Source organism: Kribbella sp. NPDC031520, assembly GCF_055580825.1.
This window is the reverse complement of the sequence record NZ_JBVIKS010000001.1, coordinates 1,459,991-1,485,195: the sequence shown is the minus strand read 5'-3', so window position 1 is coordinate 1,485,195 and position 25,205 is coordinate 1,459,991. Positions and strand designations below refer to the sequence as shown.

General features: G+C 69.4%; 21 protein-coding genes. 6 read left to right on the top strand and 15 right to left on the bottom strand.

Annotated elements, in window-relative coordinates; translation table 11 throughout:
* Positions 1-75 precede the first annotated feature (75 nt).
* Positions 76-630: a CGNR zinc finger domain-containing protein gene (locus tag ACZ5BU_RS07430; RefSeq protein ID WP_465696336.1), complete on the top strand. Its 555-nt coding sequence runs from the start codon at positions 76-78 to the stop codon at positions 628-630.
* On the opposite strand, the gene ACZ5BU_RS07425 is transcribed toward ACZ5BU_RS07430, so the two are convergent.
* The 4 genes from ACZ5BU_RS07425 to ACZ5BU_RS07410 all read right to left on the bottom strand — a co-directional run bounded on the left by ACZ5BU_RS07425 (position 623) and on the right by ACZ5BU_RS07410 (position 8,234).
* Positions 623-1,873, bottom strand: coding sequence for an ROK family transcriptional regulator (locus ACZ5BU_RS07425; protein WP_465696335.1), 1,251 nt, complete (start codon positions 1,871-1,873; stop codon positions 623-625). The genes ACZ5BU_RS07430 and ACZ5BU_RS07425 overlap by 8 nt on opposite strands.
* Before the next feature lie 142 nt (positions 1,874-2,015).
* Complete coding sequence (locus ACZ5BU_RS07420; RefSeq protein WP_465696333.1) at positions 2,016-4,940, bottom strand: ATP-binding protein; 2,925 nt, start codon at positions 4,938-4,940, stop codon at positions 2,016-2,018.
* Between the two features lie 103 nt (positions 4,941-5,043).
* Positions 5,044-5,256, bottom strand: a complete 213-nt coding sequence (locus ACZ5BU_RS07415) for a hypothetical protein (protein ID WP_465696332.1) — start codon at positions 5,254-5,256, stop codon at positions 5,044-5,046.
* 14 nt (positions 5,257-5,270) lie between these two features.
* A complete protein-coding gene (locus ACZ5BU_RS07410; RefSeq protein WP_465696330.1) occupies positions 5,271-8,234 on the bottom strand; it encodes a type 2 lanthipeptide synthetase LanM family protein in 2,964 nt (987 codons plus the stop codon).
* Positions 8,235-8,476: 242 nt separating this feature from the next.
* Here ACZ5BU_RS07410 and ACZ5BU_RS07405 point away from each other — a divergent pair, with 242 nt between their 5' ends.
* Both ACZ5BU_RS07405 and ACZ5BU_RS07400 read left to right on the top strand, forming a co-directional pair.
* Complete coding sequence (locus tag ACZ5BU_RS07405) at positions 8,477-9,562, top strand: MsnO8 family LLM class oxidoreductase (protein WP_465696328.1); 1,086 nt, start codon at positions 8,477-8,479, stop codon at positions 9,560-9,562.
* Between the two features lie 36 nt (positions 9,563-9,598).
* Entirely contained in the window at positions 9,599-11,053 is a 1,455-nt protein-coding gene (locus ACZ5BU_RS07400; protein ID WP_465696326.1) for an NAD-dependent succinate-semialdehyde dehydrogenase, read from the top strand.
* Here the strand turns inward: ACZ5BU_RS07400 and ACZ5BU_RS07395 are convergent.
* From ACZ5BU_RS07395 to ACZ5BU_RS07370, 6 genes are all read right to left on the bottom strand, one after another.
* Complete coding sequence (locus ACZ5BU_RS07395) at positions 11,040-11,750, bottom strand: polysaccharide deacetylase family protein (RefSeq protein ID WP_465696324.1); 711 nt, start codon at positions 11,748-11,750, stop codon at positions 11,040-11,042. The genes ACZ5BU_RS07400 and ACZ5BU_RS07395 overlap by 14 nt on opposite strands.
* Before the next feature lie 157 nt (positions 11,751-11,907).
* Entirely contained in the window at positions 11,908-12,636 is a 729-nt protein-coding gene (locus ACZ5BU_RS07390; RefSeq protein ID WP_465696322.1) for a 3D domain-containing protein, read from the bottom strand.
* Positions 12,637-12,727: 91 nt separating this feature from the next.
* Entirely contained in the window at positions 12,728-15,169 is a 2,442-nt protein-coding gene (locus ACZ5BU_RS07385) for a glycoside hydrolase family 2 protein (RefSeq protein ID WP_465696320.1), read from the bottom strand.
* Positions 15,170-15,241: 72 nt separating this feature from the next.
* Complete coding sequence (locus ACZ5BU_RS07380) at positions 15,242-15,847, bottom strand: SGNH/GDSL hydrolase family protein (protein ID WP_465696318.1); 606 nt, start codon at positions 15,845-15,847, stop codon at positions 15,242-15,244.
* Positions 15,844-16,941, bottom strand: a complete 1,098-nt coding sequence (locus ACZ5BU_RS07375) for a Gfo/Idh/MocA family protein (protein WP_465696316.1) — start codon at positions 16,939-16,941, stop codon at positions 15,844-15,846. The genes ACZ5BU_RS07380 and ACZ5BU_RS07375 overlap by 4 nt, the downstream gene beginning before the upstream one ends.
* Positions 16,938-17,687 carry a sugar phosphate isomerase/epimerase family protein gene (locus tag ACZ5BU_RS07370; protein WP_465696314.1) on the bottom strand — a complete coding sequence of 250 codons (750 nt, stop codon included), beginning with the start codon at positions 17,685-17,687 and terminating at the stop codon, positions 16,938-16,940. Before ACZ5BU_RS07370 ends, ACZ5BU_RS07375 begins: the two co-directional genes overlap by 4 nt.
* A 253-nt stretch (positions 17,688-17,940) precedes the next feature.
* On the opposite strand from ACZ5BU_RS07370, the gene ACZ5BU_RS07365 reads away from it, so the two are divergent.
* Positions 17,941-18,948 carry a LacI family DNA-binding transcriptional regulator gene (locus tag ACZ5BU_RS07365; RefSeq protein WP_465696312.1) on the top strand — a complete coding sequence of 336 codons (1,008 nt, stop codon included), beginning with the start codon at positions 17,941-17,943 and terminating at the stop codon, positions 18,946-18,948.
* Here ACZ5BU_RS07365 and ACZ5BU_RS07360 read toward each other — a convergent pair.
* The 3 genes from ACZ5BU_RS07360 to ACZ5BU_RS07350 all read right to left on the bottom strand — a co-directional run bounded on the left by ACZ5BU_RS07360 (position 18,914) and on the right by ACZ5BU_RS07350 (position 22,288).
* The gene (locus tag ACZ5BU_RS07360) at positions 18,914-21,022 is read right to left on the bottom strand and encodes a molybdopterin-dependent oxidoreductase (RefSeq protein WP_465696310.1); all 2,109 of its coding nucleotides are present in this window, start codon (positions 21,020-21,022) and stop codon (positions 18,914-18,916) included. The two genes, ACZ5BU_RS07365 and ACZ5BU_RS07360, sit on opposite strands and share 35 nt — an antisense overlap.
* A gap of 32 nt (positions 21,023-21,054) precedes the next feature.
* Positions 21,055-21,570 carry an AAA family ATPase gene (locus ACZ5BU_RS07355; RefSeq protein ID WP_465696308.1) on the bottom strand — a complete coding sequence of 172 codons (516 nt, stop codon included), beginning with the start codon at positions 21,568-21,570 and terminating at the stop codon, positions 21,055-21,057.
* 118 nt (positions 21,571-21,688) lie between these two features.
* On the bottom strand, positions 21,689-22,288 hold the full coding sequence (locus tag ACZ5BU_RS07350) for a TetR/AcrR family transcriptional regulator (protein WP_465696307.1): 600 nt from the start codon (positions 22,286-22,288) through the stop codon (positions 21,689-21,691).
* Positions 22,289-22,362: 74 nt separating this feature from the next.
* On the opposite strand from ACZ5BU_RS07350, the gene ACZ5BU_RS07345 reads away from it, so the two are divergent.
* Positions 22,363-23,004, top strand: coding sequence for a Pr6Pr family membrane protein (locus tag ACZ5BU_RS07345; RefSeq protein ID WP_465696305.1), 642 nt, complete (start codon positions 22,363-22,365; stop codon positions 23,002-23,004).
* A gap of 4 nt (positions 23,005-23,008) precedes the next feature.
* Positions 23,009-23,659 (top strand): class I SAM-dependent methyltransferase, encoded by a 651-nt coding sequence (locus tag ACZ5BU_RS07340; protein ID WP_465696303.1) that lies wholly within the window; start codon positions 23,009-23,011, stop codon positions 23,657-23,659.
* A 66-nt stretch (positions 23,660-23,725) separates the two neighbouring features.
* Here ACZ5BU_RS07340 and ACZ5BU_RS07335 read toward each other — a convergent pair whose 3' ends face one another.
* Both ACZ5BU_RS07335 and ACZ5BU_RS07330 read right to left on the bottom strand, forming a co-directional pair.
* Positions 23,726-24,358 (bottom strand): transglycosylase family protein, encoded by a 633-nt coding sequence (locus ACZ5BU_RS07335; protein ID WP_465696301.1) that lies wholly within the window; start codon positions 24,356-24,358, stop codon positions 23,726-23,728.
* 290 nt (positions 24,359-24,648) lie between these two features.
* Complete coding sequence (locus tag ACZ5BU_RS07330; protein WP_465696299.1) at positions 24,649-25,185, bottom strand: DUF5946 family protein; 537 nt, start codon at positions 25,183-25,185, stop codon at positions 24,649-24,651.
* Between the last annotated feature and the right edge of the window lie 20 nt (positions 25,186-25,205).

Below are 25,205 nucleotides of genomic sequence, written 5' to 3'. Positions count from 1 at the left end.
CCTCCTGTCGTTGGAACCGGCTAAGACGGTTCTAACAGGTTCCCGGCATGGGTCGCAACCGGCTAAGGTGGTTCCATGCGTGCCGGATTCCCCGATTTCCGTCTCGGTACCGTGCTGGCGACCAGCTTCACGGGGACCTTGTCGGAGCGCCTCGGCGAGCCCGTGGAGCGGATTCCCACGCCGCAGCGCCTCATCGACTGGCTGGCGGTCTACGGCCTCGCCGTCGACGCCTGCAGCACGGCCCAGCTCGACCTCGCCCGGGAGTTGCGTGAGTCGATCCACGCCGCCGCCACAGCCGCCGCGCTTCAGAAACCTCTCCCCGCCGCAGCCGTCCAGATCATCAACGAGCGCAGTGCTCAGGGGCGCCCCGCGGCCGTCCTGACCACCGAGGCCGAGCGCCAGTGGCGGATCGCGGGCGTGGAGGACGCCCTGAGCGTGATCGCCGCCGACGCCATCAGCGTCATCGCCGGCGAACGCGACGGACGGCTGGCCCTCTGCGCGTCGCCCACCTGCCAGGCCGCCTTCTTCGACACCAGTCAGAGCCGCACGCGCCGGTGGTGCGACATGAACACCTGCGGCAACCGCCAGAAGAAGTCCCGCTTCAATGCCAAGAAGGGTGAGCCTACGTAGTGCTGGTCATGGCTGGGGTCGGGAGCTTGCGCTGCCAGACCTCGTCCAGGGCCATCCGCATCGCGCCGGTCACCACCGCGTCCTCGGCCAGGGCGGAGAGCTCCAGCTTCGGGTGGTTGAGGGTGAGGAGGCGCAGCTGGTCCGCGATGGCGTCCAGCAGTACGGCGCCGGCGCGGGCGACGCCACCGCCGATGACGACGGCGGTCGGGTCCAGGACCAGTACGGACGGAGCAAGTGCGCGCGCGAACGTCCGGGCGACCTGCTGTACGACGGCCTGCGCGACCGGGTCACGTTCCGCCGCGGCGGCGAACACGTCCGCGGTGTCGAGCTGCTCTCCGCCGAGCTCGGCCAACCGCGACTGCGGGTTCTCCAGCGCGGCCTGACGCCCCAGCGCTGCGATCGCCTCCGACCCGACGGCGCGCTCCAGCGGGCCGCGGCTGTCGTCCGGGTTGATCACGTCGTCGGTGTCCGTGGCGATGAAGCCGATCTCTCCGGCGGCCCCGGTACCGCGGTGCAGCCGGCCGTCGATGACGATGCCCGCGCCGAGCCGCTCACCCCACTGGACCGCCAGGAGCGTGCCGGTACCGCCGCGCGCCGCGGCGATCGCCAGTGCGGCCAGGTTGGCGTCGTTGTCCAGCATGACCGGGCAGTCGAGCAGACCGCGGACGTGCTTGATCAGGTCGACCGCCGACCAGCCCGGAACACTCGGGACCAGCTGCACGCGGCCGGTGTGCTCGTCGACGATGCCAGGGCTCGCGGCGACCGCGGCCGCGACGTCCTCGGCCGGTACGTCGGCCTCGGCCAGCGCCTCGGTGATGACCTCACCGATGACGCCGAGCAGCTCCTGCGCGGTCCAGCCCGGTCCGGAGCGCCGTACGAGCGAAAGCTTCCGGCCGGCCAGATCGGAGACGCCGACGGTCACCCGGTGCGGGCCGACGTCCAGCCCGAGCACGGGCGCGGCGCGGCCGCGGAGCGAGACGCGGATGGCCGGGCGGCCGAGCGAGCGGTCCGCGGAATCGGGGCCGTGCTGCTGCAGCCAGCCGGCGTCCAGCAGCTCGTCGACGGCCTGGGCGACCGTCGGCCGGGCCAGCCCGGTGCGCTCGACCAGCTCGGCGACGCGCAACGGTGCGGGTGCGGACCGGCGGACCGCATCCAGGACCGCGGCGACATTGATCCGCCGCAGCATCGTCGTACCGCCGCCGCCGACCGTTCCCTTGCCCATGTCCGACCCCTTGCCTGCCACTCGCACAGTATAGAGAGCGAGCGTTCGTAAATACTGTCCAATTGGCGCTTCGGCTGGCGGATGCCGGTGCGTGCGTCGACAACTATCACCCCGCGGGTGCCGGATGCTCCAGTACACGCACCCTGCCCGGAATCGGGACTGTTCAGTCCTGAAGAACGGTCCTGGCGAAACTGCTCAGTGCCTCCCGGTCCGGTTGCTGGGTCTTGGTCATCAGGCTCGCCACGTGCTTCTCGACCGTTCGTGGCGAGATGTGCAGCCGGGACGCGATCGACTTGTTCCCGATCCGGTCCACCAGCAGCCGGCAGACCTCGTACTCCCGGGTGGTGATCCCCAGCTGCCGCAGGTACGCCGGGACCTGCTCCGACCCGCTCCGCCGCTGCGAGACGGTCGCACCGAGCTGCCGCATCAGCCCGCGGCACGCACTCGCCACCACCGCGATGCCCGCGGTGTGGAAGTAGTCCTCGGCCAGCCGCAACCACGCGACCGGTTCACCCCAGCCGTCCGCGGCGGCCGGCTCGGCCACCAGCCGCAGCCCGAGGTGCCGCGCCATCGGGAACAGCGCCGCGGTCTCCATCGCCTCCAGCATCTTGGCCTCGGCTGCCGCCGTCCGGCCGTCCCGGCCGAGCAGTACGGCGTGGGCGAACTGGACGAACTGCTTGTTCCACCGCATCCCGCTCGCCGCGGTCGCGGTGACCGCCTCGAAGTGCTCCCAGCCGTTCCGTCCCGACAGAACGCCGAGCAGCAACGCGAGGCCGTTCTTCCCGGAGAGGTGGAACGTGGTCGGGTTCTGCGCGTCGTACGCGAGGGCCTGCGCCAGCTCGGAGTCGGCCAGTTCGCGGTTCTCCTCCAGCAGTGCGCAGAACGTGCGCCCGAGGCCGTACGAGTACGGCAGCTCGTACGATGCCCGCTCGCCGCCCCAGTTCGCGATCTCGGCGAGCGTCGCCTCCATCGCGGACCGGCGGCCCTGGTGTGCCTCCAGGATCGCCTTCGTGGCCAGGAAGAACGTCGCCGACCGGCCGAGCCGCAGCCGCCGGGTGACCTCGACACATTCGTCGATGATCTCGGCGGCGCGCGCGTACTCGGCTCGCAGGATCAGCTGCTGGCCGAGCATGCTGTCCACGTCGTAGACCAGCGTGACGGCGCCGATCCGCAGCGCCTGCTGCCGGGAACGCTCCAGCTCGTCGCTGCCGCCGTCGGCGAGATAGACGCTGACCGCCTGGAGCATGTGCGAGACGACGCGTTGCAGTGTCATCCCGTGGTCCTCGGCGATCTGCCGGGCCCGGTGGAAGTAGTCGATCGACCGGTCGAGGTCGTGCTCGCGGGCGAGAATGCCCAGCAGCTGCAGGGCTTCGCAGGCCACGTCGGGAAGGTCGGCGCGTTCGGCCGCCGCGGCGGCACGGGTGGCCAGTTCGGCCGTGGTCTTCAGCCGTCCGGGGCTGGTCCGGGCGAACTCGAGGTTGGCGGCGACCACATCGATCGGCGCCAGGTCGGCGTCGCCGGCGTCGCTGCCGAGCAGCGACCGGGCGGTCGCGACGTGCTGGAGCGCGGCCGCCCAGCGGCCGGCCACCATCTCGGTGTTCGCGAGCTGGACGTGCAACGCGGCGACCTTGCGGCTGTCGAGATTGCGGTCGGCCAGCTCGTCGACGGTCGCGGCGTGCACGGCCAGCTGCTCGAAGCCGCCGGTCGCACTGAGCGCGAGCAGCAGGGCGCCGAGCACGTCGGCGCGATGGGCGATGTCGGGATCGGCTGCCAGCAGGGTGTTCGCGCGGTCCAGCAGGTTGGCCGCCGACCCGGTCGAGCCGTCGTCGAACGACCGGCGCCCGGCCAGCGCGAACAGCCGGCCGGCGCGGATGGTGTCGCCACCGGTCTCGGCGAGCTCGGCAACCATCGGGCACCACTCGCCGGGCAGCCCCGGATGCAGTTTCTCGACTGCGTCCGCGCAGCGACCGGCCAGGGCGGACCGTTCGGTCGGCGTCAGGCCGGCGAGCAACGACTCGGCGGTCAGCGGATGCCGGAACGCGTACCAGTCCGGCGCCGGCTCGTCCGGACCGACCAGCTGGGCGGCGACGCCGGCCCGGAGCGTTGCCAGCAGCAACCGTTCGTCCGTGCCCGTCGCCTCGCGGACGACGCTCAGCGGGAACCTGTGCCCGATCACGGCGGCCAGCACCAAGATGTCCCGCGACTGCTGCCCGAGCTGGGCGGTACGGCTCCCGATACTGCGCACCACCGCGGCCGGAACCTTCGTGTGCAGATCGTCGACCACCTGCACGCTGCCGTCCGGCCCGGACACCAGCTGTCCGCTGCGGTTCGCCTCCTGCAGCAGTTCCTCGACGATAAAGGGGATTCCGGCACTGTCGTCCCACAGCCGGTCGGCCAACTGCTCCGGCACGCTGTCGACCGGAACCTCCAGGCAACCAGCGGCGAGCTCGGCGACCTCGCTGCGCTGCAAGGGCTGCAGTTCGACCAGCGCGGCAGCACCGCGCTGCGCCGACAGTCGTGCCAGTTCGTACGCCGGGCACGTCTCGGACCGCAGCGTCGCGACGAGGGTGATCGGCTGGTCCTCCAGGTTGTCGAGCAGGTACTCGATCACGGCCAGCGTCTCCGGGTCGGAGCCGTGCAGGTCCTCGAGCACCAGCAGGCACCCGCGGTCCCGGCCCACCAGTGTGAGCAGTCGCAGTACTGCCTCTCCGAGTACGACCGGTGACGCAGCGGTGTCGTGCGCGCTGCCGTCGTCCCACTCCGGAACGAGCCGGCCGAGCACCTGCCGGTACGGCCCGAGGCCTTCCGTGGAGGGCATCTCGCCGCGCCGGATCAACGAGAGCAGTGCCTCGGTGAACGGGCGGAAGGCAACCATCGTGCCGATCGCCCCGACCCGTCCACGCAGCGTCGTCATGCCCGCGTCGAGGGCCTGGGTGGTGGCCGTCGCGGCGAGTCGGCTCTTGCCGATGCCGGGCTCGCCAACGAGGAAGATCGCACCACCGTGACCACCGCGGGCTCCGGCCAGCAGGTGGTGAAGGCTCTCGATCTCCCGGTCTCTGCCGACCACAGTAGGCGAGCGGGTCTGCATGGTTGCCAACCTTAACGAGGAATCGCTGTCACCGCAGACAGCTTGACCGAGGGCCGGCCCCCGCCGGCCCCCGGTCAAACGTTCGCTGGTCTCCGCAGCCGGCTCAGCCGCTGGTCGTCCACGGGATGCCGTTGGGGGCCATCACGGCAACTGCCATGGTGCTGAAGCCGACGACCCCGGCGAGGGCCATCGCCCGGGCGCCGACCTGGTGCCGCTTCGGCAGCGCGGGCGGGCCGAGCGGATCGGTGCGGTCCGGCGCCGCTTGCTGTTCGGCTGCCGGAGGTTCGTGCTGAACATCGTGGTGCTGGGCGGTCATGCTGTAACCCCTTGTCACACAGTGGGCTCCGGTGCTGTGCCCCACCTCGGCCCGGCGGTTGGTTGGAGCAGCAGCACGGACGGAACCTGTTCGGGGTACGCAAGACGGAGCAGTCCGTGGCCGATCCCTGCCAGACCGGTCAGCAGGCCTGGAGACGGTACGGCGTTGGGTGTCCCGCACTGCGGTCCGTACTGCTCTAGTACCGCGAGCACCAGCCCTGCACGACGTCGTCGTGCTGCCTCTGCGGCTGGGTACTCACGTGCGGCGAGCCACAGCAGTGGCTCCACCGCGCCGAACTCGCCGTGGCACAGACTGAGATCGGCGAGCACCGGACGTTCGGTTGCGGACCGCAGGTAAGCGTCGAGGTCCGCGGGTACTCCCGCCGTAGCCCGGGCCAGGGTGGTGCCGGCATCACCCGAACACCACCCGTGGCCGGCTGGACCGTTCCGGCGGTCCAGATCAGTTGCCGCTCGCGCAGCGTCGAGGTACCGGTCGCCAGGTGCGCCGTACTGCCCGAGCGCCCACGCGATGCCCTGGTAGCCACGAGCGAAGCCGTGGTCCGCTGCTACTCGGCCACGGAGGCCGCTCTCGACAGTGGCTACCAGTTGGTCCGCGTAGCGCTCGGCCAGCCGGCCGGCAGCCGGAAAGCCTGCTATTGCTTGCATCGCGGCCAGTCCGCCCGCCGCGCCTTCGGCGTACGACGGGAACTCGGCAGGGTCAGGTACGAGGCGTTCGCTGAGCTCCAGCGACGCTTCGAGCCAGGTGTTGAGGTCAGGGTCGTCCAGGAGCTCGGCGAGCCGGTGCAGGCCGTAGCTGATCCCGCCGAGACCGTGATAGCCCGGCCCGATCAGTTGGGCGGAATCCGGGTCGCCGGCGAGGGCTTCGAGCAGCCGCGGGATCGGACGGATCGCGTCGCGTGCCAGCTCGCTGTACACGTGTGCCCCGGTCAGTGCGCCGACCTGTGCGAGGAACAGCGCCGTTCCGGTGTAGCCGTTGGACAAGCCGGCGCCCATGGCGTTCACGGCCCAGTGGTGGTCGTCCAGAAGTTCGAGACCGAGCCAGTTGGCGGCGCCGTCGCGTTCACTGATCACCTGGGCCACGACCTCGTCGGCGATGTCTGTGGCGGCTGCGAGGAGACGGTCCGGGTCTGCTTCGTCAGTACCCACATGCGGCCGGGTAGCCGTACTCACGTGGCTGATCGGCTCTGGGCGAGTCGCCAGCGACGCGGAGATCAGCCAGGTCTGGCGGTGCTCGTCGACGTCGCCGAGGTTCCTGAGCTTGTCCTCGACGGCGGACAGGCCGTCGGTGGTCAGTACGTCGGCGACGCGTGTGCCGTCGGACGACCATAGGTCGCGGCTGTTCGGCTGCACGGTGAAGAGCGGTACGTCGCCGGCCCACAGGTCAGCGAGCTCGAACGGGACGATGGCGTGCAGCGACGCGTCCGCATCCCACAGCAGGTCCAGCAACTGACTGCGACCTGCTGCGTCGCGTAATGCGTCCGGGTGCGTCGACTCGTCGAGCAGACTCGTGTAGAGACGCGTACTGCGTGGCACGAAGCGGACCTGGTCCGAGGCGCACTGCGCGAGCAGTCCGTCCGTTCCGAGGAACTCGTCCCGATGCAAGCCGATCGCCTGGTACGCGCTCCGAAACCCCGTCAGCACAGCGATCTCGTACTCCCGCGGCTCCGTCAGCTGCCCGTCGAGCAGCGGCCGGTTCGCGGCGCGCCGCGCCTGCCCGGGACGCCGGACGAGGTGCATCGAGTCCAGCCCGGCGTCGGCCCAGGCGACCTCGCTGATCGGTGCCGACGAGCCGGCGTCACCGCCGAGCCCGGACATGTCCGCAACACCGTGTTCACTCGACACGAGCATCGGCAGCAGGGCGGTGCGGTACACCGAAGCCAGGAGCGATCGTTGCGCCGGATCGTTGCCCAAGGCATTCGACGGCCCGTGGCAGGGGTGGAACAGCGTCTCGACGTCCACCAGCACCGGCTGGTCGCCTGCGGCGATCAGGTTCTCGAAGTGCATGTCCGTGCCGTCCAGCACGTACAGCAGTGCCAGCAACGCGCCCTGCCGGCGGTAGAACCGGCGGACGCCGGCAGCGTCGTCGCAGGGCTCGTGGACGACGTACTCGAGCCAGCCGTACCCGTCGCGAGGGAGCAGACGAACCGTACGGATGCCCAGCGCGGTCTTGACGTTCAGCCAGTCCACGAACCCGTTGAAGTGCTCGTGCAGCTCGAGCGGCCGGGGCTTGTAGACCAGGCGCTGCCCGTCCTCGAAGGTGAGGATCGCGGTGCAACGCCCGCCGCGGTGCGGGTCGCCGCCGGGCTCGATCGCGATCAGCGCGCCGGGGTCCCGGCCGTTCAGCAGCCCCGTGACCAGTGACTCACGGTCCTCGGCGAGTCGTGCCAGCAGCTCGAGGTGTCCCTCGACGCCCTGACGGCACGACTCGCCCAGGACCCGGGCCAGCACCGGGTAGGCGGCCAGGAACTCCGCCAGCTCGCTCCCTCCGACGAGCCGGTGGGTGAAGTCCAGGAAGCGCGCGGCCGGGGTGTCACCGGCCAGCTCGCCGCGGTCGCGGGCCTGGGCGAGCTCCCGGACCAGCGTGCGGGCGGCCAGCTTGACCAGCCGCAGGCCCAGCCGCTGCAGGAAGGCCTCGGCCAGTACGCCGCTGTGGCCCGCCGCGGCCAGGTCCTGGCGGGCGGAGTCCAGCAGCGGCTCCAGGCAACGCATGAGCGCCTGCCGCCAGTCCGTGCCGGACCCATCCGTTGCCGCGGCCGCCCCACCTGACGTGTGGCCGCCGGTGGCACCGGTCCCTGCAGGGTCTCGACCGGCGGCAGGCGCGCTCGGTGGGAGAGAGGTACTGCGTTCCACGTACGCCGCCCAGGCAGGGGCGGTCAGTGCGTGGTTCAGCTCCTGCGGCCGCAGCCCGGCGGACCACCAGGTGGCCGTCCGGTCGGTGCGGGTCGCGGAGTTGAGCACGCGCTCAGGCTGTCATCGCACCCTGGGCCGGGGCATGGGGGATCGGCACCCATATTTGTCCCGCATCCGTGGCGTCACAGCGGGTGTCTGCCGTGAGGTGACGACCGGGTTCGAGCCGGTACGATGCCTGCGCCCTGCCCGCACCGGCAAGAGCCGCGATCACCCAAATTCCGGCCGCACCGGCAGCCCACGAACTGGGGGCTCGTCCACCGGAAGATGGGGGTGCTGTCCCCATGCGGCGGATGGCTGTGCGCTGCGACGGTGAGCCAGTGCTCACCCCTGTTGCTCCCGGACTGCCCGTCTCGGCCCACTCGGTCCTGGACGTCGTTCCGCAGCTGCCCGGTCAGTCGGCTGCGGCCGCGCTCAGGGAAACCGCGGAGGTGGCACTGGCCGCCGACGACCTCGGATATCGCCGTTTCTGGGTAGGCGAGCAGCACGGCGTCCGAGGTGTCGGCGGTGCCGCGCCGGCCGTTCTTGCGGCAGTACTGGCCGCAAGGACGGACCGCATCCGGCTGGGTGCCGGCGGGCTCCTGCTCACCAATCACCAGCCCTTGGTCGTGGCCGAACAGTTCGCCGCGCTCTCAGCGGCGTACCCGAGCCGGATCGACCTAGGCGTTACGGAGCAGCGGAGCATCGCAGCTAGTACTGCGGCTGCTCTCGCCGGAGGTCCTCGCGGTACGTTCGCGCAGCGGTTGGACGAGCTGTGCGGGTTCCTGCGCGACGGTACGCCGGGCCGGGCGCCGGTGGGCGACGTACGGCTGTCGTTGGCAGGGCTGCCGCCACCTGTGTTCGTGCTGGCCGACCAGCCCGCTACTGCGGTAACAGCAGCCGTACGAGGGCTGCCGGTGTTCTTGTCGAAGGCGTCGCCTGAAGCAGTAGCGGCGTACCGCGAGCGCTTCGAGCCGACCGGTCCGAAGGTGCAGCCGTACGTGGCTGTCACGGTCGGTGTGGTCGCGGCTGACTCGGACGAGGCGGCGTTGACCCGTTTCGCCGAGTACGTCCGTGTGAAGTCCCGGCTGGCCGCTGCTGGACCACGGGCGTCCTCAGGCGAACTCATGGCTCTGCTGGAACCACCTCTTACCAGCCGCGAGCGCGGCCAGGCAGAGCGGCTGCTGGACGACCCTGCGCACATCATCGGCTCTCGCACGACCGTATCGGCGCAACTGGGCGAACTAGTACGCGAGACAACAGCAGACGAGGTAATGCTCGTACCGCTGGCCTTCGACGGCCTGATCCGTTCGTCGATCCTGCGCACCGTCGCAGCCGGCCTGAGCCACAACGTCCGCACGGTCCCGAGGTACGCATCGCCCCTGATCGCCACCGCCTAATGTGGGTACTGCCGAACCAAGTCGAAAGGCAGGCTCATGTCACGAGAGCGGGAAGTCGTCGAGGCTTGTCCGAACGAGTTGTTCATCGGTGGCAAGTGGGTCGCGGCCGGGAAGACCTTCGCCGTGGAGGACCCGGCCACCGGTACGACGCTCTGCGACGTTGCTGATGCGAGCCCGGCCGACGGGAAGGCTGCCCTGGACGCGGCAGTCGCCGCGCAGGCGGACTGGGCCGCGACGCCACCACGCGAGCGGGGCGAGATCCTGCGCCGGACGTACGAGCTGATGACCGAGCTGGCCGACGACCTCGCGTTGCTGATGACGCTGGAGATGGGCAAGCCGGTCGCCGAGTCGAAGGGTGAGATCGCCTACGCGGCCGACTTCTTCCGCTGGTTCGCCGAGGAGGCGGTACGGATCGACGGCGGCTACCAGATCGCGCCGAACGGTGCGAGCCGCTTCCTGGTGATGCGCCAGCCGGTCGGACCGTGCCTGCTGATCACGCCGTGGAACTTCCCGGCCGCGATGGGCGCCCGCAAGATCGGCCCCGCGGTCGCGGCCGGCTGCACGATGGTGATCAAGCCGGCGTCCCAGACGCCGCTGTCGATGCTCAAGCTGGCCGAGCTGATGACCGAGGCGGGCCTCCCGGCCGGCGTACTGAACGTGATCACCACGCAGGACGCCGGCGGCGTGATGGAGCCGCTGATCCGCGACGGCCGCGCCCGCAAGCTGTCGTTCACCGGCTCCACCGCGGTCGGCCGCAAACTGCTCGAGCAGGCCTCGGACCAGGTGCTGCGGACCAGCATGGAGCTCGGCGGCAACGCACCGCTGATGGTCTTCGAGGACGCCGACCTGGACAAGGCCGTCGACGGCGCGATGCTGGCCAAGATGCGCAACGGCGGCGAGGCCTGTACGGCGGCCAACCGGATCTACGTGCACTCGTCGGTGATGGAGTCGTTCGCGTCGAAGCTGACCGAGCGGATGGCCGCGCTGAAGGTCGGCCGTGGCACCGAGCCGGGCGTCGACGTCGGCCCGCTGATCGACGCCACCCAGCGGGACAAGGTGGCCGACCTGGTCGCCGACGCGATCGCGCAGGGCGCCCGTACGCTGACCGGCGGGTCGGTTGCCGACGGCAACGGGTACTTCTACCAGCCGACCGTGCTGGCCGACGTACCGGAGAGTGCCCGGCTGCAGAAGGAGGAGATCTTCGGGCCGGTCGCCCCGCTGACCGCGTTCGAGACCGAGGACGACGCAGTACGGATGGCCAACGCCACGGAGTTCGGGCTGGTGTCCTACCTGTTCACGAAGGACCTGAGCCGCGCGCTGCGGGTCTCGGAACGGCTCGAGGCCGGCATGATCGGCCTCAACCAGGGCATCGTGTCCAACCCGGCCGCCCCGTTCGGCGGCGTCAAGCAGTCCGGCCTCGGCCGCGAGGGCGGCACCGTCGGCATCGACGAGTACCTCGAGGTCAAGTACGTCGCGGTCAACGTCGACTGACGAGCTGCGTCACCGTCACCAGCTGGTAGCCGCGGGCTCGGAGTTCGCGGACGATCGGGCCGACGGCCTGGGCGGTGTACGGGGCGTTGTCGCCGCCGTGCATGTGGAGGACGACGATCGAGCCGTTCTGCACGTGGTCCAGGACCTGCTTGATGATCGGCTGGGCCGACTTGGCGAACCCGTCCGCGCCCGGGACATCCAGCCCGACCGCTGTGACACCAGCCGGCGCCAGCTCGTGCAGTGCGGTCGCGTCGTAGCAGTCACCGGGGAAGCGGAACCACCTGGTGGCGTGCGGATCCAGCTTGTCCAGCTCCACGATGGCCCGCCGTACGTCGGCCAGCATCTGGTCGGGTGGCACTGTCCCCAGCGTGTAGCAGTGCTTCGTGAAACCGCGGTGGTCGTACGTGTGTGAGCCGAGCTCGAACTGCGGATCGTTGGCGAGCTCTCGCGTCACCTCCGGGTACTGCTCCATCCACATCCCGGTGAGGAACAGGGTGGCCGGTACGTGCAGTGCACGCAGCTCTTGGATCAGGGCCGCGTTGTAGTACGACTTGACCTTCCCGGAGAGCAGCCGTCGCCGCATCAGAGCCGTGAGGTCCGCGTCGAACGTCAACGCGACCTCCTTCTTGTCCCGCGGCCCGTGGTCGAACACAGGCATCACCCGGGCGTTGTTGGACGTACCAGGCTTAACCTGCACGGGCGCAAGCGTCGGCCGCACAGGTTTCCCCGTACGGACCGGCTCCACCGGTGCACTGGTCTGCGGTACGACACCCGCGGTTTGCTTGGTGTCGCTGCACGCGACAAGTGTCAGTAGGAGCGCACCGACTGCAACACGTTTCCCCCAAGTCACCCGTTCACTGTACGGTGAGCGTCAGACGCTGGATCCCCCAGTTGTCCGCATCGGGGCCGGGCGGGAACCAGACATCGACGATGTCGTCCTTGATCCAGCTGCCGATGTCAGCCGCGTAGCAGTGCCCGTAGCCGGGCACGTAGAGCCGCGTACCCCACGGGATGATCCGCGCGTCCACTGCACAGATCCCTGTGCCGGCGTTGTAGCCGAGAGCGGTCTGCGCGACGTCGTTGTACGCCGAGACGCGGTAGTTCAATGTCGTACCCGCCGGCAGCCGGTACGCAGCCAGCCGGTTCGAAGAGTCCAGGCGGTACGACGTACTGATCTGACCGATCGACGACGCCGCGGTGTCCTCGGAGGACATCGCGTACACCTGGTAGTGCGCGCCGTCGCACGGGCTCGCGTCCGTGACCTGCAGCGTCGGCTGCCCCCAGTCGCTGATCCACTGCAGCGCCTGCCCGTTCCGGAACGCGCGGTACGCCTTCGCGCCCGCGACCCGGTTGAACGTGAACGTCACCTTCCCGTCGCTACCGAGACCGCCCGCGACCCCGTCAGGCGCAGGCAGCCGGCCGCTCACGTCGTACGGCGGTGCGATCGTCCCGTTGCCGTGACCGCCGGAAACGGGACGGTCGGGGATCGGGCCGGTGTAGAAGTGCTGACAGACCGGCAAGGTATTGGTGGGCGCTACGAGAAGAGAGCTGAGACTCAGCAGGGCCACGGCAAGAGCGCGCATGACGACAAGACCTCCGAGGTGGGGCGGGACCAGGGGGTTTCACTCTCAAGTAGCGGTCCCGCCACACCTTTAGTCAAGGTCTCGACATAAATCAGCGCAAAAGATCGTTGGCCGACCTCAGCACCGGGACGCCGACCTGCTCCGGCGCGCTCGCGCCGGTGACGTGGAACGTGTGGCTCTCGCCCGCGGACAGGGTGACGAGGCACGAGTCCACCCGGGCCGCCGCGTCCAGCCGGTCCGGGAACAGCGCCAGGTCCTTCGCCAGAGCGGTCGCCGTGACGGTCACGTCGTACCCATCGTCGGTGGGCGTGACGGTCGCCGCGTAGGCGTCGCCCGCGAGCTGCAGTGCGGTGTCTTCGACGAAGTACCAGTACGCCGTCTCGCCGTCACCGGCCCGCACCTGGAGGTACTCCTCCGACGGCTTCCCGGCCACCGCGACGGACTCCGGCAGATCGTTGACGACAGCCGAGCGCGCCGCGACCTCGATCGCGAACGTCTCCTGGGCCAGCACCTCGGCACCGGTGGTCGACCGCCGGGTGACCGTCACCTCCGTCGTCCAGGCCGAGTCGGTGTCGTTGTGTGCGGCAACGACCAGGCCGTGCTCGCGCGGCTGCACGGTGAGCAGGCGGTCGGCGTACACGCGCTTGAGTGCGTACCACAACGGCTTGCGGATCCCGTGCCCGTCGACGGCTGCCCACGAGACCACCGGCCAGTTGTCGTTCAGCTGCCACACGACCGCGCCGGTGTTCAGCGGGAACAGCGACCGGAAGTGTTCGATGCCGTAGGCAACCGCACGCGCCTGGTTCAGCTGCGTCGTCCAGTGCCAGTCGTCAATGTTCTTCCACACCGGAAGGTGCTCACCAAGCCCGCGCTCGAGCTTGAGGTTTCCCTCAAACGCTTTCTGGTGAACGAGCATCTGCGAACCGTACGGATCCAGCGGTACGTCGTGCACGACCGACGTCAGCGTCGACCACGCCGGCGGGCCCTGGAAACCGAACTCGGAAACGAACCGCGGCTTGTACTTGCGGTACGTCGTGTAGTCCACCTGGTTCCACACGTCCCAGATGTGCATCGTCCCGTGCCGGTCGTCGTTCGGGTGGATGAACTGGTCGAACGAGTACGGGCTGCCGGGCGAGTACGGTGTCCGCGGGTCGAGCTCGGCCACGATCTTCGGGAGCAGGTCCAGGTAGTACCCCGCACCCCACGGCCTGCCGGCCAGCGGGACCCGCCAGCCCCACTCGACGTACCCCCAGATGTTCTCGTTGTTGCCGTTCCACACGGCGAGGCTCGCGTGCTTGCTCAGCCGTGTCACCGCCTGGCGCGCCTCGGCCTCGACCTCGCTCCACAGCGGCTCGTCCTCGGAGTACGCCGCACACGCGAACAGGAAGTCCTGCCAGACCAGGATGCCGAGCTCGTCGCAGACGTCGTAGAACAGCTCGCTCTCGTAGATCCCGCCGCCCCAGACGCGCAACAGGTTCATCCCGGCGTCGACGGCGTCCTCGATGCTGGTCCGGTAGGTTTCCGCGTTCAGCCGGGTGACGAAAGCGCTGTCCGGAATCCAGTTCGCGCCGCGGACGTAGACCGGCTTCCCGTTCACCGACAGCACGAACGGCGTCCCGTCGTTGTCCGGGGCAACGTTCACGGTGATGTTCCGGAAGCCGACCCGGCCGTGCCAGTCGTCGTCGTTCACCGTCACGGTCACGTCGTACAGCGGCTGCTCGCCGTACCCGCGCGGCCACCACACGTCCACCGCGGAGACCGTGTTCACGAGTTCGAGGGTCTCGGTGCCCGGCTGCACCGTCACCGACTGCTGCGTACCGCCGACCTCGACGGTCACGGCCGCCTCAACCGCGTTGTCCGTCCAGGCCAGCTCGACGAAGGTCTTGAGTACGCCGTCCGTGCGTTCAACGCCGGCGAGCGGCCGGACCGAGGAGATCCGGACACCGGACCAGGACTCGATCCGGATCGGCCGCCAGATGCCCGCGGTCGCGACGTCGGGTCCCCAGTCCCAGCCGAAGTTCGAGGCCATCTTGCGCAGCTCGTTGTAGGGGTGCAGGTTGGTGTGCGGCCAGCTGCCGACCTTCGCGCGCTCCGCCTCGGCCGCGGTCATCGGACCCTCGAACTCGACCACCAGCTCGTTCTCTCCGGCAACCAGCACACCGGTGACGTCGAACCGGTACGACCGGTGCTGGTTCGCCGTCCGGCCCAGCTCCTGCCCGTTCAGCGTGACGGTCGCGACCGTGTCGAGTCCCTCGGCCACCAGCTCCTGCCGGTCGTTGCCATCGGCAACCCATTGGAATCTACTCGTGCAGCTCCAGCGGGTACGGCCGATCCAGTGCAGCTTCGACTCGTTGTCGCCGTCGAACGGGTCCGGGATCTCGCCGGCCGCGAGCAGGTCGGTGTGCACCTCACCGGGCACGGTTGCGGCCAGTGCGCGGCCGATCAGGCCGTCGGGGGCCGGACCCTCGACGGCCTGCACGGTCCAGGTGGCACCGCCGTCGGTGGTCAGGTCGAGGGTCTTGAGTGATGTCACAGTGAGGCTCCAGGGGATGAACCGGTTTAGTAGAACCGCACCGCTCCCCGCGAAACGAGGAGCGGTGAAACGTCAGGTGTCCAGGACGTACCGGCGCCACAGATCGGCGAGCGCCTGATGTCCGGCCGCCGACGGATGGACGCCGTCACCTGCCAGCGTGGCCGCGCCGACCGAGGCAGCTTGTTTGGTCAGCTCGACGTCGGTCGGTACCAGGATCGCGCCGTACTCGACGGCCAGCTTCCGGACAACCTCGAGCTTCGGGTCGAGGTCCTCGCGCCACTCCTCCTGCCCGTCCTTCACCGGCAGCAGGAACGGCTCCATCAGCACGACCGGACAGGACAGCGGGTCGAGCAAGGACCGGTACGACGCCTCGAAGGACTCCGGCGTCGTCGGGTTGTTCTCGTCGTACCGCCGCCAGGTGTCGTTGATCCCGATCAGGATCGACACCAGCGCCGGGTCGTGGGCCAGTACGTCGGTGGTCCACCGGGCGGCCAGATCGACCGCGCGGTTGCCACTGATGCCGGCGTTGACGATCGCCGGCCGATGCTCACCGAGGTCGTCGTACAGCCTGCGGACGTAGCCGTCGCCGAGCCCGACCGGGTCGGTACGGCGGCCGCAGTCGGTGACCGAGTCCCCGGCGAACACCACGGTCCGCCGGGGATCCAGAACGACACTCACAGAGTGGCCGCCGTGACGTCCCAGTCGTCCGGCAGGATCGGTGCGACCTCGACGGTGCTCTGTACGTCGACGAACGCACCGGTGTCGATCGAGTCGGTGACGGAGGCCATCACGTCGACGATGTGGAACGCCAGCGCGCCGGTCGCCCGGTGCGGCCGGCCGGCCCGGATGGCGCGCGCCATCTCGAGCACCCCGGTACCGCGCTGCGCGACCGCCCTGGTCTCCGCGATCGTCTCCCAGTCCTCCGCACCCCGGCGGCGGATCTTGATCGCACCGTCGAACCCGTTCGGATCCGGTACGGCGAGCGTCGCGTCCGAGCCGGTGATCTCGACGAACCCGGCCCGCGGCAGCGGCGAGTCGAAGCTGAAGATGCTCTGCGACGACTGTCCCGACTCGAACTTCGCGATCGCGCTGACATGCGTCGGCACGGTCACGTCGAAGTCGGTCCCCGCCAGCGGACCGGAGCCGATCGTGCGCTTCTCACGCGACTTCGAGCCGAGCCCCGCGACCGCGGCGACCGGACCGAACAGCTGCACCAGGGTGGTCAGGTAGTACGGGCCGATGTCCCAGAGCGGGCCCGCGCCCTCCTGGAACAGGAACGCCGGGTTCGGGTGCCAGGACTCCGGGCCGGGGGACTGCATCAGCGTCAACGCGGTCAGCGGCGTACCGATGTCACCGCGCTCGATGATCCGGCGGGACTCCTGCAGCCCCGGGCCGAGGATGGTGTCCGGCGCGCAACCGAGCCGGACGCCCGCGTCCTGGGCCGTCGCCAGCAGCTTCAGGCCGCTCGACTGGTCCAGCGAGAACGGCTTCTCGCTCCACACATGCTTGCCGGCGGCAACGGCCGCGAGGGCCACCTCGACGTGTGCGACCGGGATGGTCAGGTTGACCACGATCTCGACGTCCGGGTTGTTCAGCACCACCTCGGGACCCCCGTGGGCCTCGATGCCGTACTCCTTGGCCTTCGCCTCGGCCGCCTCCGGCCGGAGGTCGCCGATCGCGACGACCTTCAGGTCCGGGAAGCTCTGCATGCTCTTGATGTAGGCGTCGGAGATCACCCCGGCGCCGATCACCCCTACTCCGACGGCCGTCATTCGGGTGCGCCCTCTCCGGTGAGGAACTTGTACGAGCCCTCGACCGCGTCGAAGATCTCGCCGGAGAAGTCGTCCAGCTCGACGACCCGCAGCGCCTGCGGTGCCGCGGCCAGGATGTCCCGGACCGCGATGGTGCCGTCGCCGACCGCGACCTGCGCCTTGTTGTCCAGCGTCCCGTCGCCGTCCTTGACGTGGATCGCGGTGACCCGCTCGCCGAACTTCTTCAGCAGCGCCGGTACGTCGGCACCGCCGACCGCGGCCCAGTACGTGTCGACCTCGAGGATCACCTCGTCGGACAGGTTGTCGACCAGGATCTCCAGCGCGTGCACGCCGTCGATCTTCGACTCGAGCTCGAACTGGTGGTTGTGGTAGCCGACCGTGATGCCCTGGTCGGCGGCCTCCTTCGCGGCCTCGTTCAGGCCCGCGGCGATGACCTTGATCTCGTCGGCCGACTGCCAGCGGGCCGGGTCGGTGTGCGGGTCGATGACCGTGCTGATGCCGAGCCGCTTGGCGGCGGCGTAGATCGGGGCGCTGTCCTCGCGGAGCAGGCCGGCGTGGGTGGTCGGGGCCGACAGTCCGTGCTTGGGCAGCGCGTCGGCCAGACGGTCCGCGAAGGCGGTCACACCGAAGGGCTCGACCTTGGTGTAGCCGAGCTCCGCGATCCGGGCCAGGGTGCCGTCGAAGTCTTCTTCGAGCTTGCCCCGGACCGTGTACAACTGGAGGGACAGGTGGTCCTTTGCGACCATGGTTTCTCCTTGTCGGCGGCGCGTCACCCGCTGCCCTGGGGTTGGCGCCGTCTGCTAAGCCGAACCGGTTAAGTAACGAAGGAAACCGTATCCCACCGCGGCCCGTCCACACCACCCTCCGCCCAACGACTGGGCGGTCACAAGTTTGATCAAACGGTCACCTTCTGTACCTGTGTGATGACAGAGGGTTGGAATCGCGGGACACTGGATGGTCCGGACCCGTCCGTCCGGGCGCCCCGGTGAGGAGGGTGTCGTGTCTCGTGTGACCATCAAGGAGATCGCCCGGCGGTGCGGGGTCTCGCCCGGCGCCGTCTCGTACGCGCTGAACAATCGCCCGGGTGTATCGGCCGCGACCCGAGCGCGGGTGCTCCGGGTCGCCGCCGAGCTGGAGTGGGTGCCGAACACCGCGGCCCGCCAGCTGTCTGCGGCGCGGAGCGAGACGTTCGGGCTGGTGCTCGCCCGGTCTTCGCAGACGCTGATCGAGGAGCCGTACTTCATGGGCTTCGTCGGCGGCGTCGAGTCCGTACTCGCCGAACACTCGTACGCGCTGTCCCTGCAGGTGGTGGCCGATCTCGGCGCGGAGCTCGCGACGTACCGGAAGTGGGCCGCCGAGCGCCGGGTCGACGGGGTGATCGTGGTCGACCTGCGGGTCGGTGATCCGCGCATCCCGGTACTGCGCAAGCTCGGGCTGCCGGCCGTCCTGGTCGGCGATCCGGCGCACGCGGAGGGGATGCCGTGCGTGTGGACCGACAGTACGGCGGCGATGAACGCGGCGCTCGACCATGTCGCGTCTCTCGGCCACAAGGTGATCGCACGGATCGCGGGTCCGCCCGACTTCGGCGATGTGTGGATCCGCGACCAGGCGTTCGAGACTGCCGTACGCCGGCTCGCGCTGACCGCGACCACGCGGCACACCGACTACTCCGCCACGGAGGGCGCCGCCGCGACCCGTGAGGTCCTCGCGGGTCGTCCGACGGCGATCGTGTACGACAACGACCTGATGGCGGTCGCCGGACTGGCTGTCGCGCAAGCGCTCCACCTCCGCGTCCCCGACGACCTGACGCTGGTCGCCTGGGACGACTCGGCGCTGTGCCGGGTCACCCATCCCACGCTGACGGCACTCAGTCACAACATCGTCGGGTACGGCGCCGAGGTCAGCCGCCGCTTGTTCGACCTGCTCGCGGGGGCTCAGCCGCAGTCGCACCTCTACTCGACACCGCTGCTGATCATCCGGCAGAGTTCGGCGCGGCGCACGCCGTGACCGTCACAGGTACGCCGTTCACCGCCGCGGTGCCGGCCGTCGGGTCGGTGAGCGCCGCGTCGGTGACATCGTTGACGCTCGGGCCCGGGACCTGGTTGGCCACCGAGAGCCGGGATCCGGTGCGGTTGTGACCGAACCCGTGCGGCAGGCTGACCACCCCTGGCATCATGTCGTTGCTCGCGGCAACTTCCACGTCCACGGACCCGGCCGCGGAGGTGACCGTGACGAGCTGGCCGTCGGTGAGGTCCCGGGTGCCGAGGTCGTCCGGGTGCATCAACAGGTGATGCCGCGGCCGGCCCTTCACGAGTCGTGCGGAGTTGTGCATCCACGAGTTGTTGCTGCGGAGATGGCGCCGTCCGATCAGCAGCAGTTCGTCGGCGGACAGCGTCGTCAGTGCGTCGAGGCGCGGGAGGTCGTCGAGGATCATCCGTTGGGCGAGGTCGATCCGCTTCGACTTCTTGTGCAGTGCTCCGGGGAGTGCGGGTTGCAGTGGTCCGAGGTCGATCCCACCGGGGGAGCGGCGCAGTTTCCCGACCGACAACCGGTACGGCCCGATCCGCAGCCCGGCGTCGACGATCCATCGCGGCGACAACCGCAACCGCGCGATGACTTCGGCACGCCGCCGACTCCAGGGAGTACGCCGTACCAGCGCCAGCCCCAGGTCGCGGAAGATCTCCCAGTCGTGCCGGGCCGATGCGGGTTTGGGGAGTACGGCGTCGTTCCAGCGGGCCGTGTTCCGGACCGCCAGCTGATGGAAAACGATGTCGTAGTGGTCTCGCTCCAGCGGCGGGGACGGCGGCAGGATGACGTCCGCGTGCCGGGTCGTCTCGTTGATGTACGGGTCGATCGAGACCATGAAGTCCAGCGACCCGAGTGCCTCGTCCAGCCGGCGTCCGTCCGGGGTCGAGAGGACCGGGTTGCCGGCGATCGTCACCATCGCGCGGATCTGCCCGTCGCCGGGCGTCAGGATCTCCTCGGCCATCGTCGACACCGGCAGCTCGCCACCGAACTCGGGCAGCCCGCGGACCCGGCTCTTCCAGACGCCGACGTGCCCGCGGCCCAGGCCGAGCAGCGCGTTCACCGCCGGCCGCGGGAACATCGTCCCGCCGGGCCGGTCGAGGTTCCCGGTGATGATGTTGAGCACCTGGATCGCCCACTGGCAGATGGCCCCGAACTGCTGCGTCGACACCCCGACGCGTCCGTAACAGGCGGCCCGCTCGGCCGACCCGAACTCACCTCCCAGCCGTTCGATCACCTCGGCGGGAATGCCGGTGATCGCGGCCGCCCGCTCCGGCGTCCACTTCTCCACCACGGCCTCCACCTCGGCGAGACCGTCGACGTATTCGGCCGGACGGGCGAATCCCTGCGCGATCACCTCGTGGATCAATGCCAGCAGGAATGCGGCGTCCGTTCCCGGGCGGACGAAATGGTGTTCGTCGGAAACCGCTGCGGTTTCGGTCCGGCGGGGGTCGATGACGACGACCTTTCCACCGCGTTTCCGCAAATCCTTCAAACGTTTTCCGAACCCGGGTGCAGTCATCATGCTGCCGTTCGACGCGAGCGGATTCGCACCGAGCATCAACAGGTACGACGTCCGGTCGATATCCGGTACCGCGACCATCAGCTGATGCCCGTAGAGCAGGTACGACGCGAGCATCTGCGGCAGCTGGTCGATCGAGGTCGCGCTGAACTTGTTCCGGGTCCGGAGCTGGCGGACCATCGTCGGCATGTGCGTGAGCGCGCCGACGCTGTGCACGTTCGGGTTGCCGAGGTACACGCCGACCGCGTTCCGCCCGTGCTCGCGCTGGATCGCGGTCAGGTGGGCGACGATCAGCTCGTACGCCGCGTCCCATTCGATCGGCTGCCAGCCGTCAGGTGTCCGGCGTACCGGCGTGGTCAACCGGTCCGGGTCTTCCTGCAGGTCGCGGAGCGCGACCGCCTTCGGGCAGATGTGACCGCGGGACAACGGGTCCGACTCGTCACCCCGGATGTCGGTGACCCGGCCGTCCTCGACGGTGACGAGCACACCGCAGATCGCTTCGCACAGGTTGCAGGACGTCCGCCGTACGGTCATCTCCTCAAACTACCGTCGAGTAGGTGATCCCGCTACGAGTCGAAGCGTGCCTCGTCGAGGTGGCCGAGGATCGCGTCCACGGTTTCGCCGACGCTCAGGTCGGAGTTGTCCAGCCACAACCCGCGCCGCGGACTGAAGGCGTGCAACTCGTAGTCGAGTTCGTCGACCAGATGATGCGCGCCGCCGAGCCGGTTCGAGATCACCTCCGGCCGCGGTGTCAGTACGACCAGGTAGCGCGGCCGGGTGCGGATCCCGTCCAGGAACTCGCGCAGCAACTCACCGATCACGACGTCCTGCAGGACGACGGTGAAACCGGCCTTCGCGTACTCGTCGGCGGCCAGGCACGCGAGCCGGTAGCGCAGCTGCAACTGGCGCTGTGCCGCGAGCACGTCATCGGCCATCGAAGCCTGTCCACTCACGATCATCCGCCGGAAAACGTCCCCCCGCAGATGCACGCCGTACTCGAATCTCTCGGCCAGCATCTGGGACACCGACGACTTCCCCGCCGCCATGATTCCACTGACGACGATCACCCCCTCGGACTCCATGCGGTGATCGTGCCACGTGCCGCGACGGTTTTGGGCCGGTCACGGCGATTCTTGTCGAAAACCCAGGTTTGTAAGGGCTTTTGAGTCCCCGCCCCTCGCTTCGCTCGGGGCGGGGAGGTTAGGAAAGCAGTGACTCGATGTGGTGCCGCATCAACTGGCGGACACGGGCCGGTGTGGTGCGTTGCGGCTGGATGGCCGCGTGCAGGGCCAGACCGTCGAGCAGGGCATGCAGACGCTCGACCTCACGCCGTACGTCGAGACTGTCTTTCAGCAGGCCGGCTTCGGCCAGGGCGCGCACCAAGGACTCGCACAGCTCCCGGAGTCCGTTGTGGACGGTGTCGACGTGGCTGTGCAACGTGCCGGCGCCGGTCTCGGCCTGGGCCTGCGCCATGAACGCCAGCCAGACGTCGAACTCCGCGCGCCGTTCGGCGTCCAGCGGAAGGACCTCGTCGAGGTACCGCAGCACGATCGCCGGAACGCTGCCCTTGGCCTCGATCGCGCCGACCCGTTCGGTCACCCGTCGCGACACCAGGTCCATCGCGAAGCTGAGCAGGCCGTCCTGGTCGGGGAAGTAGTAGCGCACCGCGCCCGCGGACCAGCCGGCCTCGGCCGCGACGGTCCGCACCGAGGCGGCCCGGATCCCGTCCCGGCGAACCACCCGCCAGAGCGCCTCGGCGATCTCCTCGCGGCGGGTGGCGTGGTCGACGATCTTCGGCATGCAATCCTTTTTAGCACAACTGTGTTAGGCGCCGGCTCGCGTACGTGGTCGGCTACTCGTCGTACATTTCCTGCATGACGACGATCGGGCGGGTCTGGGCGGCGGTCACCGGTCTGATCGTGGTGGCCGGCATCTGTATCCAGTTGGTGGTGACCGCGAACGGGCACGAGGGATTCTTCCCGGACAACCCGGAGCGGGTCTTCAACGTGTTCTCGTACTTCACCATCCAGTCGAACCTGCTGCTCGGCGGCACCGTGCTGATGCTGGCGGCGCAACCGGCCCGCCCGGAGAGCACATTGTTCCGGACTCTGCGGCTGAACGGTGCGCTCTGCATTGCGGTCACCGGCATCGTCTACCACGCCGTGCTCGCCGGCATCGACGACCTGCACGGGTGGGCCGCGGTCGCGAACTTCCTGCTGCACACGGCCGCGCCGGTGGCCGGCGTATTCGGCTGGCTGCTGTTCGGGCCGCGCGGCGAGACCGACTGGCGGATCGTCGGGTGGTCGGTCGTGTTCCCGCTGCTCTGGCTGGTGTTCACGCTGGTCCGGGGCGCCTTCGTGCACTTCTACCCGTACCCGTTCGTGGACGTCGACCAGCACGGGTACGGACGGGTACTACTGAACTGTCTCCTGGTGGCGATACTCTTCCTGGCTCTGGCGGCAGGGGCGAACACGCTCGACCGCCGGTTGCGCCGGAAGACAACCGTCGAAAGGTAGACCCGTGCTGGTGACCTCGCGCTCGTACGCCGAGTACGAAGCGATGTTCGACCTGAAGGAACTCCCCGACTCCGTCCTCGACTGCTGCGCGGGTGGTGCCGGCTTCACCGCCGAGGCCGCCGCCCGGGGCGTGGACGCGATCGCCGCCGACCCGGCGTACGAGCTCGACCACCCCGAACTCGTCGACAGCGTCCGCAAGAGCCTGCCGGCCACGTCGGGAATCATCGACGAGCACCAGGGGAGCTTCGTCTGGAGCTGGTACGGGTCGCCGGAGCGGAAGGACCAGTACCGGATCGAGGCGGCCGACCGGTTCCTGCAGGACGTCGCGACCGCGCCGGAGCGGTACGTGGCCGCCGGTCTGCCCGACCTGCCGTTCGGTGATCGCCGGTTCGAGTTGGTGCTGTGCTCGCATCTGCTGTTCACCTGGGCCGACAAGTACGACCAGGACTGGCACGCGGCCGCGCTGCGGGAGCTGATCCGGGTCAGCAACCACGAGGTACGGATCTTCCCGCTGGTGCTGCAGGGCGACGGCCGGAAGATTCCGTGGCTGCCCGAACTGCTGGACTCGCTCGAGGGCGTGACCTGCGAGATCCGCAAGGTCCCCTACGAGTTCCAGGCGGGCGCCGACGAGATGCTCGTCATCAGCCGGGACTGAGCTGTCCCGGACGGCCGGATGGACAGGGGGAGGACGGTCGACCGCCGTCCATCCGGCCGGGGTGTGTCAGCGCAGGAATCGGCCGCAGACCGGCCACGGGGAGGCGCCGCGCTGCGCGTACAGCTTCTTCGCGCGCATCAGCTGCTCGCCCGCCGAGGCGTTGATCGGGTTGCCGGAGCCGCCGACGCTGCGCCAGGTCTGCAGGTCGAACTGGAACAGGCCGTAGTAGCCGGCGCCGTTCACGGCCCGCGGGTTGCCGCTGGACTCGCAGTTCGCGACCTTGGCCCAGGCGCCGCTCAGGCTCGCCCTGCTGCCGGCCGACGGGCGGTCCTCGGAGCGGCTGCTCCGGGTCTTCCGCTCGGACTTCTTCGCGTCGTACTTGCGGGTCTCGGCCTTCTTGACCACGCGCGGCGTCCGGTCGCGGTCGGCGGTGGTCTTCACACCGTCCAGCGTCAGCGTCTGCCCGATCAGGATGAGGTTCGGGTCCTTGAGGTGGTTGATCCGGGCCAGCTCGTGCCAGTCGGCACCGTTGGCCTGCGCGATCTCGGAGAGGGTGTCGCCGGACTTGACCGTGTAGTCGGTCGCGAACGCCGAGGCGGCGCCGGCAGCGGTGATGCCGGCTCCCAGGCCGGCGATCGAGATGGTTCGGGCCACCCGGCGAGTACTTCGCCGGGCGCGCGCATGTCGAGCCTTGGACATCGGTAAAGCGCTCCTCGTGAACTCGGGCATGGTGGAGCACACCAGGCCCCCCGGTACAGGGGTGGGGGCACTCGGGCACGGCTCGCTACAGGTAACGGGACAGCGTCCGAATGGTCACGCCCCGGTAACGGCGCGACCTGAGCCATCCTCGGCGAGGAAGTCCGGAAACGCAACCCCAGATCGCGATCTGCCCCGAACTTTTTCCCGGCCCGGAGCTTCCGAAAGCCCAACAACTGAACGGTTTCCGGGTCCGGCCCGCCGTCGCCGAGGGGGTGGAACCGATCGGTTTATCAGTGTCGGAACAAGCGTTCCGGGACCAGTTCCACGGTCAGCTTCCGGATCGTTTCCCGGTCGGTGTCCGGCCATGACTCCCACACCTGGGCAGCCCACCTGAGCAGGGTCGACTCAACCTCGTCGACCCCGCCGGCGGTGAGTACGTCGTACGCCGTCAACTCGCCGACCCGGGCCGGCGGGACGAGCCGCGGCCAGTCGTCGTACGAGTTCGCCATGATCCCGTGGGCCGTCCGTACGTCGATGTTCCCGGAGCCGCGTTCGAGATACATGTACAGGCCGTTGAGCGCGAACACCGGGCCGATCCGCGGGGCGTCCGGGTTCACGTGCTGGGCGCCGTACGCGTCGATCCGGAGCTGGTGCAGGTACCCGAGGCGAGCGGTGTGCTCGACCTCGAAGCCGAGCAGCTCGCCGGCCACCTCGGCGCACTCCCGGGTGGCGTTGTACCTCGGCGTGTCCGGCCACTCCGATCGAGGCAGTTCGGCGCGGCAACCCGGACAAACTGTTGACGACTGCGTGTCATCCGGCGTGTTCACTCGTTGATCGAAGCACGGGT

Excerpts from the sequence above, each read along its gene's own strand:
- ACZ5BU_RS07400 (WP_465696326.1), top strand. The coding sequence starts at position 9,599 with ATGTCACGAGAGCGGGAAGTCGTCGAGGCTTGTCCGAACGAGTTGTTC.
- ACZ5BU_RS07390 (WP_465696322.1), bottom strand. The coding sequence starts at position 12,636 with ATGCGCGCTCTTGCCGTGGCCCTGCTGAGTCTCAGCTCTCTTCTCGTA.
- ACZ5BU_RS07370 (WP_465696314.1), bottom strand. The coding sequence starts at position 17,687 with ATGGTCGCAAAGGACCACCTGTCCCTCCAGTTGTACACGGTCCGGGGC.
- ACZ5BU_RS07420 (WP_465696333.1), bottom strand. The coding sequence starts at position 4,940 with ATGCAGACCCGCTCGCCTACTGTGGTCGGCAGAGACCGGGAGATCGAG.
- ACZ5BU_RS07335 (WP_465696301.1), bottom strand. The coding sequence starts at position 24,358 with ATGTCCAAGGCTCGACATGCGCGCGCCCGGCGAAGTACTCGCCGGGTG.
- ACZ5BU_RS07375 (WP_465696316.1), bottom strand. The coding sequence starts at position 16,941 with ATGACGGCCGTCGGAGTAGGGGTGATCGGCGCCGGGGTGATCTCCGAC.
- ACZ5BU_RS07345 (WP_465696305.1), top strand. The coding sequence starts at position 22,363 with ATGACGACGATCGGGCGGGTCTGGGCGGCGGTCACCGGTCTGATCGTG.
- ACZ5BU_RS07360 (WP_465696310.1), bottom strand. The coding sequence starts at position 21,022 with ATGACCGTACGGCGGACGTCCTGCAACCTGTGCGAAGCGATCTGCGGT.
- ACZ5BU_RS07415 (WP_465696332.1), bottom strand. The coding sequence starts at position 5,256 with ATGACCGCCCAGCACCACGATGTTCAGCACGAACCTCCGGCAGCCGAA.
- ACZ5BU_RS07430 (WP_465696336.1), top strand. The coding sequence starts at position 76 with ATGCGTGCCGGATTCCCCGATTTCCGTCTCGGTACCGTGCTGGCGACC.
- ACZ5BU_RS07355 (WP_465696308.1), bottom strand. The coding sequence starts at position 21,570 with ATGGAGTCCGAGGGGGTGATCGTCGTCAGTGGAATCATGGCGGCGGGG.
- ACZ5BU_RS07350 (WP_465696307.1), bottom strand. The coding sequence starts at position 22,288 with ATGCCGAAGATCGTCGACCACGCCACCCGCCGCGAGGAGATCGCCGAG.
- ACZ5BU_RS07405 (WP_465696328.1), top strand. The coding sequence starts at position 8,477 with ATGGCTGTGCGCTGCGACGGTGAGCCAGTGCTCACCCCTGTTGCTCCC.